The sequence below is a fragment of the Nonomuraea sp. NPDC049504 genome (assembly GCF_040676845.1).
Lineage (GTDB): Bacteria > Actinomycetota > Actinomycetes > Streptosporangiales > Streptosporangiaceae > Nonomuraea > Nonomuraea salmonea.
Window position 1 is genome coordinate 1 of record NZ_JBFAPT010000014.1, and the last position, 17,167, is coordinate 17,167.

The 17,167-nt window shown below is 72.9% G+C and carries 15 protein-coding genes; 6 read left to right on the top strand and 9 right to left on the bottom strand.

Features of this window, described 5'->3' with window-relative positions; genetic code table 11:
• The coding region (locus AB0K28_RS25685; RefSeq protein WP_364374653.1) for an ABC transporter permease at positions 1-809 on the top strand (809 nt) is incomplete at its 5' end.
• A 21-nt stretch (positions 810-830) separates the two neighbouring features.
• Here AB0K28_RS25685 and AB0K28_RS25690 read toward each other — a convergent pair.
• Both AB0K28_RS25690 and AB0K28_RS25695 read right to left on the bottom strand, forming a co-directional pair.
• Positions 831-1,493, bottom strand: a complete 663-nt coding sequence (locus AB0K28_RS25690) for a glycosyltransferase family 2 protein (protein WP_364374656.1) — start codon at positions 1,491-1,493, stop codon at positions 831-833.
• Positions 1,490-2,470 (bottom strand): NAD-dependent epimerase/dehydratase family protein, encoded by a 981-nt coding sequence (locus AB0K28_RS25695; RefSeq protein ID WP_364374659.1) that lies wholly within the window; start codon positions 2,468-2,470, stop codon positions 1,490-1,492. The genes AB0K28_RS25690 and AB0K28_RS25695 overlap by 4 nt, the downstream gene beginning before the upstream one ends.
• Before the next feature lie 129 nt (positions 2,471-2,599).
• Between AB0K28_RS25695 and AB0K28_RS25700 the strand changes: the two genes are divergently transcribed.
• Genes AB0K28_RS25700 through AB0K28_RS25710 form a run of 3 tightly spaced genes read left to right on the top strand, consistent with a single transcriptional unit; the run spans position 2,600 to position 5,156 of the window.
• Positions 2,600-3,895: a hypothetical protein gene (locus AB0K28_RS25700; RefSeq protein WP_364374662.1), complete on the top strand. Its 1,296-nt coding sequence runs from the start codon at positions 2,600-2,602 to the stop codon at positions 3,893-3,895.
• Positions 3,892-4,548, top strand: coding sequence for a TIGR04282 family arsenosugar biosynthesis glycosyltransferase (locus tag AB0K28_RS25705; RefSeq protein ID WP_364374665.1), 657 nt, complete (start codon positions 3,892-3,894; stop codon positions 4,546-4,548). The genes AB0K28_RS25700 and AB0K28_RS25705 overlap by 4 nt, the downstream gene beginning before the upstream one ends.
• The gene (locus AB0K28_RS25710; protein WP_345405910.1) at positions 4,545-5,156 is read left to right on the top strand and encodes a methyltransferase domain-containing protein; all 612 of its coding nucleotides are present in this window, start codon (positions 4,545-4,547) and stop codon (positions 5,154-5,156) included. The genes AB0K28_RS25705 and AB0K28_RS25710 overlap by 4 nt, the downstream gene beginning before the upstream one ends.
• On the opposite strand, the gene AB0K28_RS25715 is transcribed toward AB0K28_RS25710, so the two are convergent.
• From AB0K28_RS25715 to AB0K28_RS25725, 3 genes are all read right to left on the bottom strand, one after another.
• On the bottom strand, positions 5,153-6,046 hold the full coding sequence (locus AB0K28_RS25715) for a sulfotransferase (protein WP_364374669.1): 894 nt from the start codon (positions 6,044-6,046) through the stop codon (positions 5,153-5,155). The two genes, AB0K28_RS25710 and AB0K28_RS25715, sit on opposite strands and share 4 nt — an antisense overlap.
• 348 nt (positions 6,047-6,394) lie before the next feature.
• Entirely contained in the window at positions 6,395-8,752 is a 2,358-nt protein-coding gene (locus AB0K28_RS25720) for an FHA domain-containing protein (RefSeq protein ID WP_364374672.1), read from the bottom strand.
• Positions 8,753-9,042: 290 nt separating this feature from the next.
• Complete coding sequence (locus AB0K28_RS25725; protein ID WP_364374675.1) at positions 9,043-9,513, bottom strand: MarR family transcriptional regulator; 471 nt, start codon at positions 9,511-9,513, stop codon at positions 9,043-9,045.
• 158 nt (positions 9,514-9,671) lie between these two features.
• Between AB0K28_RS25725 and AB0K28_RS25730 the strand changes: the two genes are divergently transcribed.
• Positions 9,672-10,889 (top strand): cytochrome P450, encoded by a 1,218-nt coding sequence (locus tag AB0K28_RS25730; protein WP_364374678.1) that lies wholly within the window; start codon positions 9,672-9,674, stop codon positions 10,887-10,889.
• A 58-nt stretch (positions 10,890-10,947) separates the two neighbouring features.
• On the opposite strand, the gene AB0K28_RS25735 is transcribed toward AB0K28_RS25730, so the two are convergent.
• The 3 genes from AB0K28_RS25735 to AB0K28_RS25745 form a co-directional block, all read right to left on the bottom strand.
• Positions 10,948-12,210, bottom strand: coding sequence for an MFS transporter (locus tag AB0K28_RS25735; RefSeq protein WP_364374681.1), 1,263 nt, complete (start codon positions 12,208-12,210; stop codon positions 10,948-10,950).
• On the bottom strand, positions 12,207-12,659 hold the full coding sequence (locus tag AB0K28_RS25740; RefSeq protein ID WP_364374684.1) for a MarR family transcriptional regulator: 453 nt from the start codon (positions 12,657-12,659) through the stop codon (positions 12,207-12,209). The genes AB0K28_RS25735 and AB0K28_RS25740 overlap by 4 nt, the downstream gene beginning before the upstream one ends.
• Positions 12,660-12,724: 65 nt before the next feature.
• Entirely contained in the window at positions 12,725-14,677 is a 1,953-nt protein-coding gene (locus AB0K28_RS25745; RefSeq protein WP_364374687.1) for a WD40 repeat domain-containing serine/threonine protein kinase, read from the bottom strand.
• 115 nt (positions 14,678-14,792) lie between these two features.
• On the opposite strand from AB0K28_RS25745, the gene AB0K28_RS25750 reads away from it, so the two are divergent.
• On the top strand, positions 14,793-15,698 hold the full coding sequence (locus AB0K28_RS25750) for an aminoglycoside phosphotransferase family protein (protein ID WP_364374690.1): 906 nt from the start codon (positions 14,793-14,795) through the stop codon (positions 15,696-15,698).
• Here AB0K28_RS25750 and AB0K28_RS25755 read toward each other — a convergent pair.
• Positions 15,693-17,141, bottom strand: coding sequence for an RICIN domain-containing protein (locus AB0K28_RS25755; RefSeq protein WP_364374693.1), 1,449 nt, complete (start codon positions 17,139-17,141; stop codon positions 15,693-15,695). The genes AB0K28_RS25750 and AB0K28_RS25755 overlap by 6 nt on opposite strands.
• Positions 17,142-17,167 lie beyond the last annotated feature (26 nt).

The window sequence follows — 17,167 nt, forward strand, 5'->3', positions numbered from 1 at the left end:
AGGACGCGCGCCTGGTTGCGGCCGTCGTCCGCGACGCGCCGCCGCCGGGCGCCGGGGCCGGGCCCGTCGCGGCCACGCTGACCTTCACCTGGCGGGCCCTGCTGAAGATCAGGCACGTGCCCGAGCAGCTGCTGGACGCGACTCTCTTCCCGATCCTGTTCACGCTCATGTTCACGTACGTCTTCGGCGGCGCCATGGTCGGCTCGCCCGAGGCGTACCTGGCGTACGCGCTGCCCGGGATTCTCGCGCAGACGGTCGTGTTCATGACCATGTACACCGCGGTCACGGTGAACACCGACATCGGGCGGGGCGTCTTCGACCGGTTCCGCGCGCAGCCCATCTGGCGGCCCGCCCCGCTGGTCGGCGCGCTGCTCGGCGACACCCTGCGCTACGGGCTGGCCGCCGCGCTGGTGCTGGGCATGGCGGCGGCCATCGGCTACCGGCCGCCGGGCGGGCTCGCGGGCGTCGCGGGAGCCGTCGCGCTGCTGCTGGCGTTCTGCTTCGCGCTGAGCTGGCTGTGGCTGATCGCCGGCCTCACGGTACGCACGCCTGCCGCCGTCATGGGGGCCTCCACGCTGATCCTGTTCCCGCTGACGTTCGTCAGCTCGGCGTTCGCGCCACCGGACACGATGCCCGGCTGGCTGCGGGGCTTCGTGGCGGTCAACCCGGTGACGCGGCTCGTGGAAGCGGCCCGCGGCCTCCTGGACGGCGCCCCCGACCTCGGGCGGATCGCCTTCGTGCTGGCCGTGTCCGGCGTGCTGACGCTCGCGCTCGCCCCGGTCGCGCTCGCCCTCTACCGAAGAGCGTGACCGGCCGGCGTACGGCCCGGGTCAGCCGGCGCGGACCTCGGCCATCACGCGGCGCATGTCGGAGATGGCGGTCAGCGTGCCGCGCAGCGTGCCGGTCACCTTGGAGCGGCCCTTGCGCGGCAGGTAGTCCACCTCCACCTCGCCGATCCGCCACCCGGCCGCCGCCGCGCGCAGCACCATCTCCAGCGGATAGCCGAACCGGCGGTCGGCCAGGCCGAGCGCGAGCAGCGCTTCGCGCCTGGCCGCCCGCATCGGGCCGAGGTCGTGCAGCGGCGCGCCGGTGTGCCGGCGCAGGCTGCCCGCCAGGACCGCGTTGCCCAGCCGGGCGTGCGCGGGCCAGGCTCCGGCCTCGCTGGGCACCCGCCGCCCGAGCACGAGATCGGACGAGCCGTCCACGACCGGCGCGGTGACGCGGGACAGCTGGCCCGGGTCGAGCGAGGCGTCGGCGTCCATGAAGCACACCACCTCGGCGGACGCGGCCAGCAGCCCGGCGTGACAGGCCGAGCCGAAGCCGCGTACGGGCTCGCGCACCACCTCGGCCCCCAGCTCGGCGGCGATCTGCGGCGAACGGTCGGTCGAGCCGTTGTCGACGACGATCGGACGGAAGCCGCCCGGCATGCGTTCGAGCACCCAGGCGAGCGCGGCCTCCTCGTTGAGGCAGGGCAGGATCACATCGACGGTCATGACCGCGCGAACTCCTTCATCCCGGCGTCGAATCCGATCTCGGCGCGGAACCCCAGCTCGGCGGCGGCCCGCGCGGGCGAGGCGACGATGTGGCGCACGTCGCCCAGCCGGTAGCGGCCGTTGACCTGCGGGTCGGGCCCGCCCCGCTCGGCGGCGAGCGCGGCGGCCATCTCGCCCACGGTGTGCGGGCTGCCGGAGGCGATGTTCCAGGCGCGCAGCGTGCCCTCGGGGACGGGCGCGGTGACGGCGGCCAGGTTCGCCCTGGCCACGTCGCGTACGTGCACGAAGTCGCGCTGCTGCCGCCCGTCCTCGAACACCTGTGGCGCCCGCCCCGCCCGCAGCTCGGAGCGGAAGATCGCGGCCACCCCCGCGTAAGGGGTGTCGAGCGGCATGTGCGGCCCGTAGACGTTGTGGTACCTGAGCGCCGCCGCGCTGCCGCCGGTCTCCCTGGCCCAGTTGGCGGCCAGGTGCTCCTGGGCGAGCTTGCTGGTGGCGTAGGCGTTGCGCGGGTCGGCCGGGGTGTCCTCGCCGACCTCCGCCCAGGTCAGCGGCTCGCCGCAGTGCGGGCACGGCGGGTCGAAGCGGCCCCGCTCCAGGTCCTCGACCGTGCGCGGGCCCGGCCTGACGACACCGTGCGCGGCGCAGGCGTAGCGGCCCTCGCCGTAGATCACCATCGAGGACGCCAGCACCAGCCGCCTGATGTCGTGCCTGGCCATGGCCGCGAGCAGCACCGCCGTGCCGTACACGTTGATGGAGGCGTAGTCGGGCAGGTCGGAGACGTCCACGCCGAGCCCCACCTTGGCCGCCTGGTGCACCACGACCTCGACGCCCGGCAGCAGCTCGTCGAGTGCGCGCGGGTCGCGTACGTCCGTGCCGTCGCTGATGTCCAGGCGGGCGACGTCGTGCCCGGCGTCCTCCAGGGCGCCGGCGACGTGCCGCCCGATGAAACCGGCCGAGCCGGTGACCATGACTCTCACGCCGCCGACGCTAGCCGTCAGCCACTGCGGCGCGACGGCGCGTAAGGGGTTCGTAAGGGTTCTTACGGACCCGGAACAGCAGCCGCGGACGCGTTCCGGCCGCCGCCGCGAGGTGCCAGGCTGCGGCGCGTGAGTCGAAGCACGCTCGCCGCCGGCGCGGCGCTCGCCGCCCTGGCGGCCGTCCTGGTCGTGACGGTCTCGGGGCCGCCCCGCCTGGGCTGGTACCTGGCCGCGTGGGCGCTGTTCGCAGCCGCGCTGTGGGCGGCGCGGCGCCTGCCGGAGCGGCGGCTCGGCCCGCTGGTCCTGGCCGGCGGGATCGTGCTGGCCGCGACCGGGCTCACCGCTCCGCCGAGCAGCAGCACCGACTCCTTCCGTTACGTCTGGGACGGCCAGGTGCAGGCCGCGGGCATCTCCCCGTACGCCCATCCGCCGTCCGACCCGGCGCTGGCGGGGCTGCGCGACCCCTGGTTGTTCCCGAAGGACTGCGAAGGGCTTTATCCGCTGCCCGACGGGGGCTGCACGCGGATCAACCGGCCGACGGTGCCGACCATCTACCCGCCGCTCGCGCAGGGCTACTTCCTGCTCGTCCACTGGCTGTCGCCGGAGGGCTCGGGGCAGCAGCCGCTGCAGGTGGCGGGGTTCCTGCTGGCCGTGGGGGCGCTGGTCGCGCTGCACCGGGTGGCGGGGCCGCGCCGGGCCGCGGCGTGGGCGTGGTGCCCGGCCGTGCCGGTGGAGGCGGTCAACAACGCGCACGTCGACATGCTGGGCGTGCTGCTAGTGGTGCTCGCCTTCAGCGTCGTACGCGGGCGCGGCGCGCTGCTCGGGGCCGCCGTCGCGGCCAAGCTGCTACCCGTCACCGCACTGCCGGGTGCCCTGGCCGGATCCCTGAACTGGCGGCGCGCCCTCACCACGCTCGGGCCCGCCGGGCTGGTGGTGGCGCTGTCGTACGTGCCGTACGTGCTGGCCTCCGGCCCCTCGGTGATCGGCTACCTGCCCGGCTACCTCAAGGAGGAGCGCTACGACGCGGCCGGCGACGGCAACCGCTACGCCGTCCTGCGCCTGCTCCTGCCGGACTCGTGGGCGCCGTACGCGGCGATCGTGCTGCTCGCCGTCGTCGCCCTGCTCGTCCTGCGCCACGGGGACGCCGAGCGGCCGTGGGACGGGGCGCTGCTGGTCAGCGGCGCGTTCCTGCTGCTGCTCACCCCCGGCTACTCCTGGTACGCGCTGCTCGTCGTCGCGCTGGCCGCGATGGCGGGCCGCCCGGAGTGGCTGGGGACGGCCCTGGCCGGCGCCATCGCCTACGCCGACGGCCCCGCCGGGTCCGGCGTCCTCGCCACCGCCTTCTACACCGCGTCCGCCCTGGCCGTCATGGTCGCCCTGCTCGCCAGGCGGCCCGTCCCAGCCGGGCTCTCAGCGAAGGAATGAGTACCCTGAACCACTCCGACACCCCCCGCGAGCCGCACATCGTGATCATCGCCAAGGAGCCGCAGCCGGGGAAGGTCAAGACCCGGCTGACGCCGCCGTACAGCCAGGAGGAGGCGGCGGCGCTGGCCGAGGCCGCGCTGCGCGACAGCCTGCGCGCCGCGTCGGCGGTGGCCGCCCGGCCGGTCCTGGCGCTCGACGGGCTGCCGGGCCGCTGGCTGCCGCCGGACGTCGTGGTGATCCCGCAGCGCGGCGCCGGGCTCGACGAGCGGCTCGCGGCGGCCTTCACCGACGCCCACCGGCTGCGGCCGGGCCCCGTCGTGCTGATCGGCATGGACACCCCGCAGGTCACGCCGGAGCTGCTGCGCGAGGCGGCGTACGCGCTGGAGGAGCACGACGCGGTGTACGGGCCGGCGGCCGACGGCGGCTTCTGGCTGCTCGGCCTGCGCGAGCCCGACCCGTCGCTGCTGCTGGGCGTGCCCATGTCGCACCCGGAGACCGGCAAGCACCAGCTCGACCGGCTCGACCGCGCCGAGCTGAGCGTGCATCACCTGCCCGAGCTGATCGACGTGGACACCGCGGCCGACGCCGCCGCCGTGGCCGCCGCCGCGCCGGGCTCCGGCTTCGCCGCCACCGTCAAGGAGCTGGGCCGATGATCGGGGACCTGTACGCCGACGCGCTCGCGGGCGAGACGGCCGAGATCGAGTACGTGGACGGCACGCTCGTCCCGCTGGAGGCGGCCCGCTGGTTCCGGCTCATCGACGGCGACGAGGAACTGCTGGGCCGCTGCGACAGCCCCACCCTCGACGTGGGGTCCGGGCCGGGGCGGCTGACGGCCGAGCTGACCAGGCGCGGGATCCGTACGCTCGGCATCGACATCACGCCGCGCGCGGTCGCGCTGACCCGGCGGGCGGGCGGGTTCGCGCTGCTGCGCGACGTCTTCGACGAGGTGCCCGGCAGCGGGCGGTGGGCGACGGCGCTGCTGGCCGACGGCAACATCGGCATCGGCGGCAACCCCGAGGCGCTGCTGCACCGGCTCAGGCAGCTGCTGCGTCCTGGTGGCACGATCCTGGCCGAGGTCGCGCCGCCCGGCACCCGCAGCAGGGTGGACCGGCTGCGGGTGCGGCGGGGTGCGCTGGCGGGGGAGTGGTTCGGCTGGGCCACGGTGTCGGCCAACGACGTGCGCCGCATCGCGCTGGCGGCCGGCTTCTCCGGCGCCGAGTGCTGGACGGCCCACGGCCGCTGGCTGGCCCGCGTCTCCTAGCGGTAGCCCCAGGCGGCGGCGTACCTTTCGAGCTTGGGCGGCAGCGTGACGTCGCCGAAGGTGCGGGCGGCCTGGATGCGGCCCGACTTGATGGTGTCGCTGCGGTCGCCCAGGTTCGGCGCGAACTGCCCCTGGTAGTGGCGGCCGTAGTCCAGCATGCCGGGCTCCCACTCCACGTCCAGGTACGCGCAGATCTCCTTGGTCACCTGCTCCGGCTGCGCGGTGAGCTCCTCGTAGCGCACGCTCAGTCCGCCGGCCGTGCTGCGCGCCTTCTCCAGGGGCTTGAAGTACTTGAGCGCGGTGGCCTCCAGCGACTCCCTGGTGGCGGTGTTGTCCTTGCGCTTCTGCAGCGAGGAGATCACGCCCTCCGGGTGGCGCAGCATGAACAGGAACTTCGCCTCAGGCCAGACGTAGCGCAGCCGCTCCCAGATGAAGACGTTGCCCGGCGTCTTGTCGACCATGATGTCCTTGCCGCTGCGCAGCAGCTCCAGGTGCAGGACGCGGTCCCACAGGACGTGCTCCAGCTCCACCCGGTCCAGCTCCAGCTCCTCCATCGACGCCTCGGAGAAGCCGGGCGTCAGCTCCACGCCGATGGTGCGCAGGTGCAGCTCGTGCGGGGCGCGGATGCGGGAGTGGCTGTTCAGCAGCATGCGCAGCAGGGTCGAGCCGGAGCGTACGGGGGCGATGACGAAGACGGGGGAGCGGACCAGCCGCGGCACGGCCGGGACGTTGTAGTCGACGACCTGCGTGCGCTTCGGGGGGCGGCGTGCCTTGAGCCCTTCGGCGAGCCCGGAGTTGGCCGGCTCCGAGCTCGGAAGCTGCCGCGGTGGGCGCAGCGCCTCGCGGAGAAGTCGTGCTCGCCGTTTGAACCCTTTGTGTACGACTCCCATTGCGCGATTTCCTGATCCTTTCACCCCGTGCCCCTGGGCCCGCGCAGGCGTCTGACAGGGGTCACGGCGGCATGGTGACTCCTCGGGGGCTTGTCACCATATAAGGCAAAACTGAGGATTTCCTGCGAAGAAAACCCCGGTAGAAGCCCTGATGCCCGCCGGCGCGCGGCCCTCGCGAGCCGGGAGAGCCGCGCGCGCCGGACGAGTCGCGGCCGGACGAGTCGCGAGGGCCGGACGAGCGCGCGGCCGGACGAGCGCGGGGGTCGGACGAGCGCGTGGGCCGCGCGGGCGCGGCCGGAGAGGCGCGCGGTGCTCAGCGCGTGCGGCTCGAGAAGGCCCGTGCGGTGCTCAGCGGGCGCGCATCACGGCCGGTTCGTGGCGGCGCAGGAGCCGGGCCACCGCGAACGAGCACACCACCGCGAGCCCCGCCAGCACCCCCATGTCGAGCAGCCACGTGCCCGCGTCCTGGCTCCACAGCGGGTCGGGCGCGTCGTCGCCGGGCGGCATGAGCCGGCCGACGTCGAGCGTGGCCGCCAGCGCCGCCAGCGCCCACCGGGCCGGGACGAGCCAGGCGACCTGCTCCATGACCGCCTTGCCGTCCAGGTGCACCAGCGCCCCGCAGAAAACCAGCTGCACCAGCGTGACCAGCACGAGCAGCGGCATCGTGGTCTCGCTGGTCCGCGCCAGCGCGGAGATGAGCAGCCCCACGACCATCGCGGTGAACGACAGCAGCGCGACGGCCGCCGCCAGCTCCGCCATCGGCGCGGTGAACACGCCCTCGTCGCGCGTCCCGACGTTCACCATCGCCACCAGCGTCAGCACGACGCCCTGCACGACGGTGATCAGGCCGAGCACGAGTAACTTCGAGCACAGGTAGGCCGACCTGGACAGCCCGACCGCGCGTTCGCGCTGGTAGATGGGGCGTTCCTTGACCAGCTCGCGCACCGCGTTGGCGGCCCCGGTCAGGCAGCCGCCGACGCACAGGATCAGCAGCAGGTTGGCGGCGCTCGCGTTGGTGCCGGGCGGCCCGGTCAGGTCGCCGGTCGGCACGACCCTGGCCAGCAGTCCCATCAGGACCGGCAGGACGAGCGTGATGCCGAGGAACAGCCGGTCGGCGACGATGCCCCGGCAGTAGCGGCGGACGAGCGTGCCGAGCTGCTCGGACCAGCTCTGCTGCTTCGGCGGCGCGGCCCGCCGCACGGGGGAGGGCGCGGAGGCCGGCACGATGAGGTCGGCGGTGATGTACTCGCGGTGCAGCGGCGAGCGCGCGTACTCGCCGGCCCAGTCGCGGCTCGGGTCGTCGAAGGCGAGGAAGACGTCCGCCCAGTCGTCGAAGCCGAGGAACGGCAGCGCCTGCCCGGGCGGGCCGAAGTAGGCGATCCTCCCGCCGGGCGCCATCACGAGCAGCCGGTCGCAGACGTCGAGGTTGGCGACGCTGTGCGTGACCACCGCGACCGTACGCCCGTCGTCGGCCAGCTCCCGCAGCAGGTGCATGACCGACTTGTCCAGCCCGGGATCAAGCCCCGACGTCGGCTCGTCGAGGAACAGCAGCGACGGCTTGGTCAGCAGCTCCAGGGCGACGCTGACCCGCTTGCGCTGGCCGCCCGACAGCGCCGAGATGCGGGTCTCCGCGCGGTGGTCGAGCCCGAGCTGCGCCAGCACCTCATCCACCCGCCGCTCCCGCTCAGGCGCGCTGGTGTCGTCGGGGAAGCGCAGCTCGGCGGCGTAGAGCAGGGCGCGGCGCACGGTCAGCACGCTGTGCAGGATGTCGTCCTGCGGCACCAGCCCGATGCGGGAGCGCAGCTCGGCGTAGTCGCGGTAGAGGTCGCGCCCGTCGTAGGTGACCACGCCCTCATCGGCCGGGCGCAGGCCGGTGAGCGCGCGCAGCAGCGTGGACTTGCCCGACCCGCTCGGGCCGACGATCGCCAGCAGGCACTTCTCGCCCACCGGGAACGTCACGTGGTCGAGCAGCACCTTGCCGCCGTCCACGGTGACGGTCAGGCCGTGGGCCTGCAGGCACACCTCGCCGGTGTCGGCGTACTCGGTGAGCGTGTCGCCCGCCAGCCGGAACGTCGAGGGCCCGATGCCGACGAAGTCGTCGGGCGAGATGCGGGCCCGGTGCACCGGGCGGCCGTTGACGTACGTGCCGCCGCGGCTGCCCAGGTCCACGATCTCGTGCACACCGCCGGTGACCCGCAGCTCGGCGTGCCGCCTGGACACCCGCAGGTCGGAGACCACGATGTCGTTGTCGGGCGCCCGTCCGATGCGGACGATCTGCGCGCCGGCGAGGTCGGTGACGGAGACCGGCTCACGCCACTGACCGGCGCGCGGGAACGGCACCGTCCCCGCCCCTTCCGAGGGGACCGTCCCCGCGGCTTGCGAGAGGACCGGCGTACGCGGGGAGGGAACGAGGGCGGCGGCGCGGAAGCGGACGATCCCGGCGCCGGTGGCCTGGCCGAGCCCGACACTGGTGCCCGCGTGCACGACGACCCGCTGGACGCGGCGGCCGCTCGCGTACGTGCCGTTGCGGCTGCCCGCATCCTGCAGCAGCCACTGACCGGCCTCGAACCAGAGCACGGCGTGGTGACGCGAGACCCGGTCGGCGTCGACCACGATGTCCGATCCCGGGTCGCGGCCCAACCGGTAAGACCGCCCCGGGTCAAGGATCATCGACCCGGCAGGGCCATCGATGACGAGCTGCGTCACGAAACCGCCTTCCCTTCACTCGGGACGCGCGGAGACGGGTGAGGGCCCCGCCGCGGCACCCCGGAAACCCATGATCGTAGGCCACCGTCCCGGGAAAGAGGGCGTCGGAGTGGACGTTTCAAAAATGCTCGTACTGTGCCTGCCTGGCGGAAACCGCCCAGCCGGGATGCTCCTATGGATGTCACACACCGCTGCAGGACCGTGCTGCCGCCCGCGTTGTCGCCGTCGCGGTGGTGAGAGCGGGACGCGCCGCCGCGCGACGGCCGTGCTGCGGGCCGATCAGGTGGCGGCTATTCCGCGCCGGCGCGGGGCCAGGGGCGGCCGATGAGGCGCTCGATGTCCTCGTTGAACTGCTGGAAGTCGGCGACGAAGCGCTCGAGCCGCTCGGGCGGCCAGCCGGCCAGCACCTTGGTCAGCCCTTCGACGATCCTGGCGCGGTCGGCGGCCAGCCTGCGTCGGCCCTCGCGGGTGATGCGGAACTTGCGGGCGAGGCTGCCGCGGGGGTCGAGGGTGCGCTCGACCAGGCCCTCCTTGAGCAGGGCCGTGGTCTGCCTGTTGAAGGTGGACGCGGCCAGCCCGAACGCCTCGACGAAGTCCGCGATCGACATCGGGCCCTGCACGTCGAGCCTGCTGAGCAGCACGTACGCGCTGCGCTCCAGACGTTCGCCGGCCGGCCCGCCCTGCGGCGTGGTGAGCTCGCGCTGCCGCGTGAGGATCATCAGCTCCCGCTCAAGCCGGGCGCTTGCCTGCTCGGCGTCCATGGGCGAACCTCCGCTCGTGCCTTCGCTCACCTGAACCCTACGGCAATGTGCATGATGCTCATCAAAAGCATCATGCAACTCGTGTGCATGATGCTTTCGATGTGTATGGTGCACACAGGAGACGTCCGCCGCGCCAACGGTTCGACCGAGGAGGCTCTATGACGAGCGACGAGCAGGTCCTGTCCTACCCCCTGCACTACGACACGGCACTGGATCCGCCCAAGGAGTGGGAGGACCTGCGCGGCCGGTGCCCGGTGGCCACCATCGAGCTGCCCAGCGGCGACCGCGCCAAGATGATCACCCGCCACGAGGACATCAAGGCCCTGCTGGCCGACCCCCGCTTCGCCCGCCCCACCGCCGCCGACAACGCGGCCAGGGTGGCCCCCGAGGGCTCGGGCGGCGCGGCGGCCACCGGCGACTCCGCCATGGTCGTCCCCATGAAGGGCGAGGGGCACCTGCGCTGGCGGCGGCTGGTCGGCAAATACTTCACCGCCAGGCGCATGGCCGCGCTGCGCCCCTCGATGACCGCGACGGCCGAGCACCTCATCGACGAGATGGTGGCCGAGGGCGCGCCCGCCGACCTCAAGGCCGCGCTGAGCTTCCCGCTCCCGGTGTACGTCATCTGCGACATGCTCGGCGTGCCCGCCGACGACCGCCACCGCTTCTCCCGCTGGTCCGACATGATGCTCAGCGTCACCCGCTACTCCCAGGAGGAGGCGCGGGCGGGGATGGCCGAGTTCAGCGCGTACATGTCCGGGCACATCGCCGACAAGCGGGCCGGCGACACCGACGACCTCATCGGCATGCTCATCAGGGAGAGCGCCGGCGAGGGGCAGGGCATGTCCGACGCCGAGCTGCTCAGCACCGCGATGGGGCTGCTGGTCGCCGGGCACGAGACGACCGCCAACGCCATCGGCAAGATGGTCGCCATGCTGCTGGCCGACCGCGGCCGGTGGGAGCGGCTGGTGGCCGACCCGTCCCTGGTGCGCACGGCGGTGGAGGAGTCGCTGCGCTACGACGTCAACCTCGGCTTCGGGCTGCGCCGCTACCTGTCGGAGGAGGCCGAGCTGGGCGGGGAGGTGCTGCCCGCCGGGACGACCGTGCTCTGCGCGATGGGCTCCGGCAACCGGGACGAGTCCGTCTTCGAGCACGCCGGCGAGATGGACCTCGGCCGCAGCCCCAACCCGCACCTGACCTTCGGCGCAGGCCCGCACTCCTGCCTCGGCCAGGCGCTGGCCCGCACCGAGCTGCAGGTCGCGCTGGAGACCCTGCTGCGCAAGCTGCCCACGCTGGAGCTGGCCGTGCCGCCTGCGGACCTCAAGCGCATGGAGGGCCTGCTCGTCGGCGGCCTCCAGGAGGTCCCGGTCCGCTGGTGAGCGCATGAACGACCCGCCGGGATCCGCTCCCGGCGGGTCGTTCGCGCAGGTGAAGGGGTCAGCTGGGCGTGCCGGTGCCGGCCTCGGCGGCCTCGGTCAGCTCCGCGCCGCGCTCGCCCTGCCCGGCGTGCGCGTCCACCTCGTTCTGGTTGCGCTCGGCGCGGACCAGGTCGCGGTGGCCGGTCGTGAGGATCGCGATGCCGACGAGGATCGCGCAGGCGCCGACCACGAACGGCACGTGCACGTTGTAGTGCTCGGCGAGCTTGCCGGCCGCGAACGGGGCCAGGCCGCCGCCGATGAACCGGACGAACCCGTACGCCGCCGAGGCCACCGGCCGCTCCACGGGCGCCACCATCATCACGGCCTGCGTGGTGAGCGTGTTGTTGACGCCGATGAAGACGCCCGCCACGATCACCGCCGCGATCAGCACCGGCCGGTTCTCCACGAAGGCCGCGATGACGAAGATGACGACCGCGAACAACGCCAGGTTGCCGTAGAGCGTGCGGGCCAGGCCGAGCCTGCGCTGCAGCCAGGGCGCGCCGGCCACCGAGAAGATCGCCACCATCAGGCCCCAGCCGGTGAAGACCAGGCCGAGCTGGATGGCGTCCAGCTCCATGGGGAAGGGGGCGTAGCCGAGCACGGTGAAGAAGCCCCAGTTGTAGCAGAGCGCGGTCAGGCTCATGGCGAGCAGGCCGCGGTGCCGCAGCGCCTTGATCGGGTCGAGCAGGCCCGTCTTGCGCGCCGGATTGGGTTGCGGGCGTACCAGCAGGATCGTCGCCAGCAGCGCGAGGGCCATGAGCACGGCGACGCCGTAGAAGGGGCCGCGCCAGCTGATGTGCCCGAGTGCGCCGCCGAGCAGCGGGCCGATGGCGATGCCGACACCGAGCGCGGCCTCGTACAGGATGATCGCGCCGGTGAAGCCGCCGCTGGCGGCGGCCACGATGACGGCCAGCGAGGTCGCCACGAACAGCGCGTTGCCGAGGCCCCAGCCCGCGCGGAAGCCGATGATGCCGCCGATGCTGCCCGAGGAGCCGGCCAGCGCGCTGAACACCACGATCAGCACGAGACCGGCGATGAGCGTCCACTTGGCGCCGATGCGGCTGGAGACCCAGCCGGTGACGAGCATGGCGACGGCCATGACGACCAGGTAGCTCGTGAACAGCAGCGTCACCTGGCTCGGTGAGGCGTTCAGGTCGGAGGAGATGGCGGGCAGGATCGGGTCGACCAGCCCGATCCCCATGAACGAGATCACGCAGGCGAAGGCCACCGCCCACACGGCCTTCGGCTGCTTGAAGGGACTGCCGGTGGCGCCGCCGCTCATGCGCCGCCTCCGAGCGCCCTGGAGGTCAGCCGGTCGAGCGCGGGCAGCGCGGCGGCGATGGCGGCCCTGTCGGCCTCGGGCAGCTCGGCGACCAGCTCGGCCAGCCGCTTGGCCTGGGCGGCGCGCCGCCTGGCCAGCTCGTCGCGGCCGTGCTGCGTGATGGAGACCAGCACGACGCGGCCGTCCTCGGGGTCGGGGCGGCGCTCGGCCAGAGCCTGGTGTTCGAGCTTCGAGACGAGCTGGGTCATCGCGGGCTGCGTGACGCCCTCGATCACGGCCAGCTCGGTGAGGCGGCGCGGGCCGAGGCGTTCGAGGTTCGCCAGCGTGGACAGCGCGGTGATGGACAGGTCGCGGGGGACGTCGAACATCCGCATCATCGTCCTGATCCTGGCCAGACCGGCCGCGAGCTCCAGCTCGTCCACCTGATGAGAAGGGGGATCAGCTTGCATAAGACATTTATATCACCTGCTTATGTATTCCCCCGCGGGGTGGGGTGGCCCAGTGTCCGGAAATGTCAGGAGGTGGGTGGGTCGATGGTGAAGTACGGCTCCACGTCGGACTTGGCCGGCGAGTCCAGCAGCCGCCCGACCAGCCTGCCGTCGAAGGCCACCACGCGGACCTCGTCCCTGCTGGTGTTGTCGTGCTCCCAGCAGTACAGGTGCGACTCGTCGTACCAGCCGAGGATCTTGTCGCAGTCGGAGGAGAAGCGGCGCACCTGCTTGCCGGTGGCGGAGTCCCACAGGCAGGTCTCGCCGTCGGCGCCCTTGGGGCACTCGGTGGTGAACATGCGGCCCGACGGCGAGAAGACGTCCATCGTGCCGGACGCCAGCGGCCCGACGCCCGGCAGTTGGCGGGTGCGCTTGCCCGAGGGGTCGAAGAAGCGCAGCCCCTCGTCGTCGCCGTAGACGATGACCACGCCCCGCTCGTCGGCGTCCCAGCCGAAGTCGCTGTCGCGGATGTCCTTGTCGGGCACCCGCACCACGTCGGCCTTGGCGCCGGCCACGTCGATGATGGCGAAGCCCGTGGTGAGCCAGGTCTTGTCGCCGTCGCTGTTCTCGACCGGCTCGTTGACGTTGAGCAGGATCTTCGAGCCGTCCTTCGACCAGGTGCGGATGCCGGCGTCCAGCGGCTTGCGCACGGTCTTCACCCGGAAGCTGGAGCCGTCGCGCCGGTCGGTGATGAGGATCGAGTCGTAGCCGTCGGAGGTGTAGTCCTCGGGCCTGCCCGCCAGGTAGCGGCCGTCGGGGGAGACCTTCGAGTCGACGTTGCCGGGGAACTTCTCGAACTCGCCGTCCAGCGACCTTCGGGCGTAGTCGTCGTCGTCCACCTCGTACGCGGTGAGCGTGATCGGGTCGGACGGGCTCTCGTACAGGGTGATGTCGTCGCCGGGCAGCTTGGAAGTGGTCGGGGTGGCGGCGGCAGAGGCGGGCGTGGTCGTGGCCGGTGCGGCGGAGGCGCGCGGGGCGGCGTCCTCGCCGAGCATGCCGGGCAGCGTGAGCGCGGCGGTCACGGCGGCCGCCGCCACCACCGCGCCCGCGGCGAGCAGCAGCCCGCGCCGCCCGCGCCCGGACGGGCCGGTGGGCGGCGTGACGGGCGGCCCGGCGGGAGGGGCGGGCACCGGCTCGGCCTGCCTGGTGCCCTCGGCGAGCGGGTTCGCGCCCGGCTGCGGGGCGCGCAGCAGGTGGGTGATCACCTCCATCGCGGCGGGCCGCTGCGCCGGGTCCTTGCTCAGGCAGCGGCGTACGAGGTCGGCCAGCTGCCCGTCGAGCGACCCCAGCTCGGGCTCCTCGTTCAGCACCCGGCTCATCACCGCGTGCGTGCCGTCGCTGCCGAACGGCGCCCGCCCGCAGGAGGCGAACACCATCGTCCCGGCCCAGGAGAACAGGTCGGCCGCCGGGCCCACCGCGTGACCCATGATCTGCTCGGGAGCCATGTACGCGGGCGTCCCGATCTGCGTGCTGCTCGTCATCGTGGCCGGGCCGAGCGTGCGGGCGATGCCGAAGTCGATCACCCGCGGCCCGCTGGCGCCCATGATGACGTTGCCCGGCTTGAAGTCGCGGTGCACCACCCCGGCCTCGTGGATCGCGGCCAGCGCGGTGGCGGTGCCGATGGCCAGCCGTTCGAGGTCGCCGCCCGGCAGCGGGCCGTCCTCGCGTACCCGCCGGTCGAGCGAGCGGCCCTCGACGTATTCGCTGACGATGTAGGGGCGGCCGTGTTCGGTGCCCGTGCTGAGCACCGCCGCCGTGCAGAACGCCGCCACCCGCCGGGCGACCTCCGCCTCCCGCAGGAACCGCTCGACGGTGTCGCCGTCGTCGGAGGGGCGCAGCCACTTGACCGCCACCCGCACGTCCATGGGGGTTTTGGCGAGGAAGACGACGCCCTGCCCGCCCTCGCCCAGCCTGCCGAGCAGCTCGAAACCGCCCAGCTGCTGAGGGTCACCGGGCAGGAGCGGCGTGAAGTCAGCCATGCGTCATTGTGATACCACGTTCCGGATCTCCTGGAACCTTACTATTCGATAACCGGCCGGTGGCGGAGGGTGTCAGGCGTCCGCGCCCGGTCGCCCGGCGTGAAACGATCAGGTCATGACCGACCTCGCCAGCCGCACCGCCGCCGCCCTCGACGCCGCCGTGGGGGCGGGTCGCGACCTCGGGCTCACCGTGACCGACGCGCGGGTGCTGCACGACCTGTTCTCCGTGGTCGTGCACCTCGCGCCGGCGCCGGTCGTGGCCAGGGTGCCGGTGGTGCTGCCGGCGTACGTCGATCTCGACCTGCTCGCCCGGCGTCAGCGGACGGAGCTGGACGTGACGCGCTGGCTCGCCGGCCAGGGCACGCCGGTGATCCCGCCCAGCCCGCTCGTGCCCCAAGCGCCCGTGCGGCGCGACGGCTTCTCGCTGACCCTCTGGCAGTACGTCGAGGAGGACCGCGGCAAGGAGATCGACTACGCGGCCAACGCCGAGAGCGTCGCCGGCCTGCACGCCGCGCTGCGCGACTGCCCGGTGCCGCTGGAGTTCCTGTCCGCCGCCGAGCCCGAGTTCATCGCGGGCGCCCTCGACCGGCTCGCCGAGAGGCCCGACCTCATCAGCACCACCGACCTCGGCAGGGCCCGCCGCGAGTGGCAGGAGCTCGAACCCCTCGTACGCTCCCGCGCCGCCTTCGAGCAGCGCTTCCCCGGCGTCGAGCTGCGGCCCGTGCACGGCGACGCGCCGGCCGCCAACATCTTCCCCGGTGCCGAGGGCGACCTTTACGCCGACTTCGAGCTGGTCACCCTCGGCCCCGTCGAGTGGGACATGGCGGGCCTCGGCCCCGACCTCGCCGCCGCCTACGACCGCGGGGCGAAGGACCGCGGCCTGCGGCCCCTCGACCCCGATGTGCTGCGCTTCACCGACGCCATCGGCATGCTGCGCGTCATCGCCTGCCTCGACCTCCTCCCGCAGCTGCCCGTGCTGCACGACTACCTCAAGCCCGCACTCGACCAGTGGCGGTCATGACGGGGTGCGGGTCCACTGCTGGTTGGCGCCGCTGCCGCAGGCGTACTGCTGGATGTCGGCGCCGTCGGCGGTGGACACGTTCGCCACGTCGAGGCACTTGCCGCTGTGGCGGGCTCTGAGCTGGTGGTAGCTTCCGGTCTGGACCCACTGCCACTGCTGGTTGGCGCCGCCGCCGCAGGTGTACTGGATCACGTTGGCCCCGTCGGCGGTGGAGTTGCTCGCGACGTCCAGGCACTTGCCGCTGTTGACGCTGACCAGGCGGAAGTAGCCGCCGCCGAGGTCTTGAAACTGCCACCGCTGGTTGTCGCCGCCGTTCCACGGATACTGCTTGACCTCGGCGTTGTCGGCGGTGGAGGCGCTGACGACGTCCATCACCTTGCCGCTGTGCCGGGCGGTGATCCGGTACGACGGACCCGCGCCCGAGCCGGTGACCTCGCCGGTCGCGGCGTCGATCGTCACCTGCGCGTGCCAGCTCAGGCTCATGCTCGTCGCCGAGGGGAACGTGATCGGCAGCCACACGTACTGCGAGTCGTTCACCGGCCCGCCCCACGCGCCCGCCCACCGGTCGCCCATGTAGAGGTAGCTCGTCGTCGAGGTGCCCTGCACCGGCAGCACGTACGCCGGCTGCGAGCCGAACGTCGTGCCGTCGCCCGCGTTCGTCCAGCCCGTCCACGGGCCCGAGACGCTGGACGCGGTGGCGTACTTGGCCTGGTTCGGGTTCCAGCCGGTGGCGCCTGAGGTCAGCAGGAAGTACGTCGAGCCGCGCCTGAACATCGCCGGGGCCTCCCGGTGCGCGTCGTTCCAGAAGTTGCCCACCAGGGCGGCGACGTTCAGGTAGTCGGAGGTCAGGCGGTAGATGTGCAGGTCGTAGTTCTCGTCCGCGGCCGAGATCATGTACGCGGTGCCGCCGTCGTCGTAGAGCGTGATGTCGCGCGACATGTGCTGTCCCAGCGGCCGGAAGCTGCCGTGGTAGGTGTAGTCGCCGTCCACCGTGGCCGACGAGGCGACGGCGGCCCGCGCCTCGCCGTAGTCGCGGCCGTTCTCCTTGTGCATCCACATCACGTAGCGGCCGGTCGCGGCGTTGTAGATGACCTTCGGCCGCTCGATGTTGGCCACGTTCAGCTCGGAGTGCGACGACCTGGTCAGCACGTCGCGCCGGAACTCCCAGGTGACCAGGTCGGTCGAGCGGTAGACGGACACGGCGCGGAAGGTGTTGTCGGCGTTGCGGTTCTCGCCGAACCAGTAGTAGTAGCCGCCCGACTTGAGCACCCCGCCGCCGTGGGCGTGCAGCACGTTGCCGGCGGTGTCGCGGAACTGGGTGCCGTTCGTGATCGTCAGCGGCGCGGCCTGCGCCGGCGCCGAAGGAGCCACCAGCGCGGCGGCGGTCAGCAGGGCGGCGGTCAGCAGGGCGGCGGTCAGCGCCCGCCGCAGGGATCTCAGCATGCCCGAGTGTTGACCTGGCGATCAAC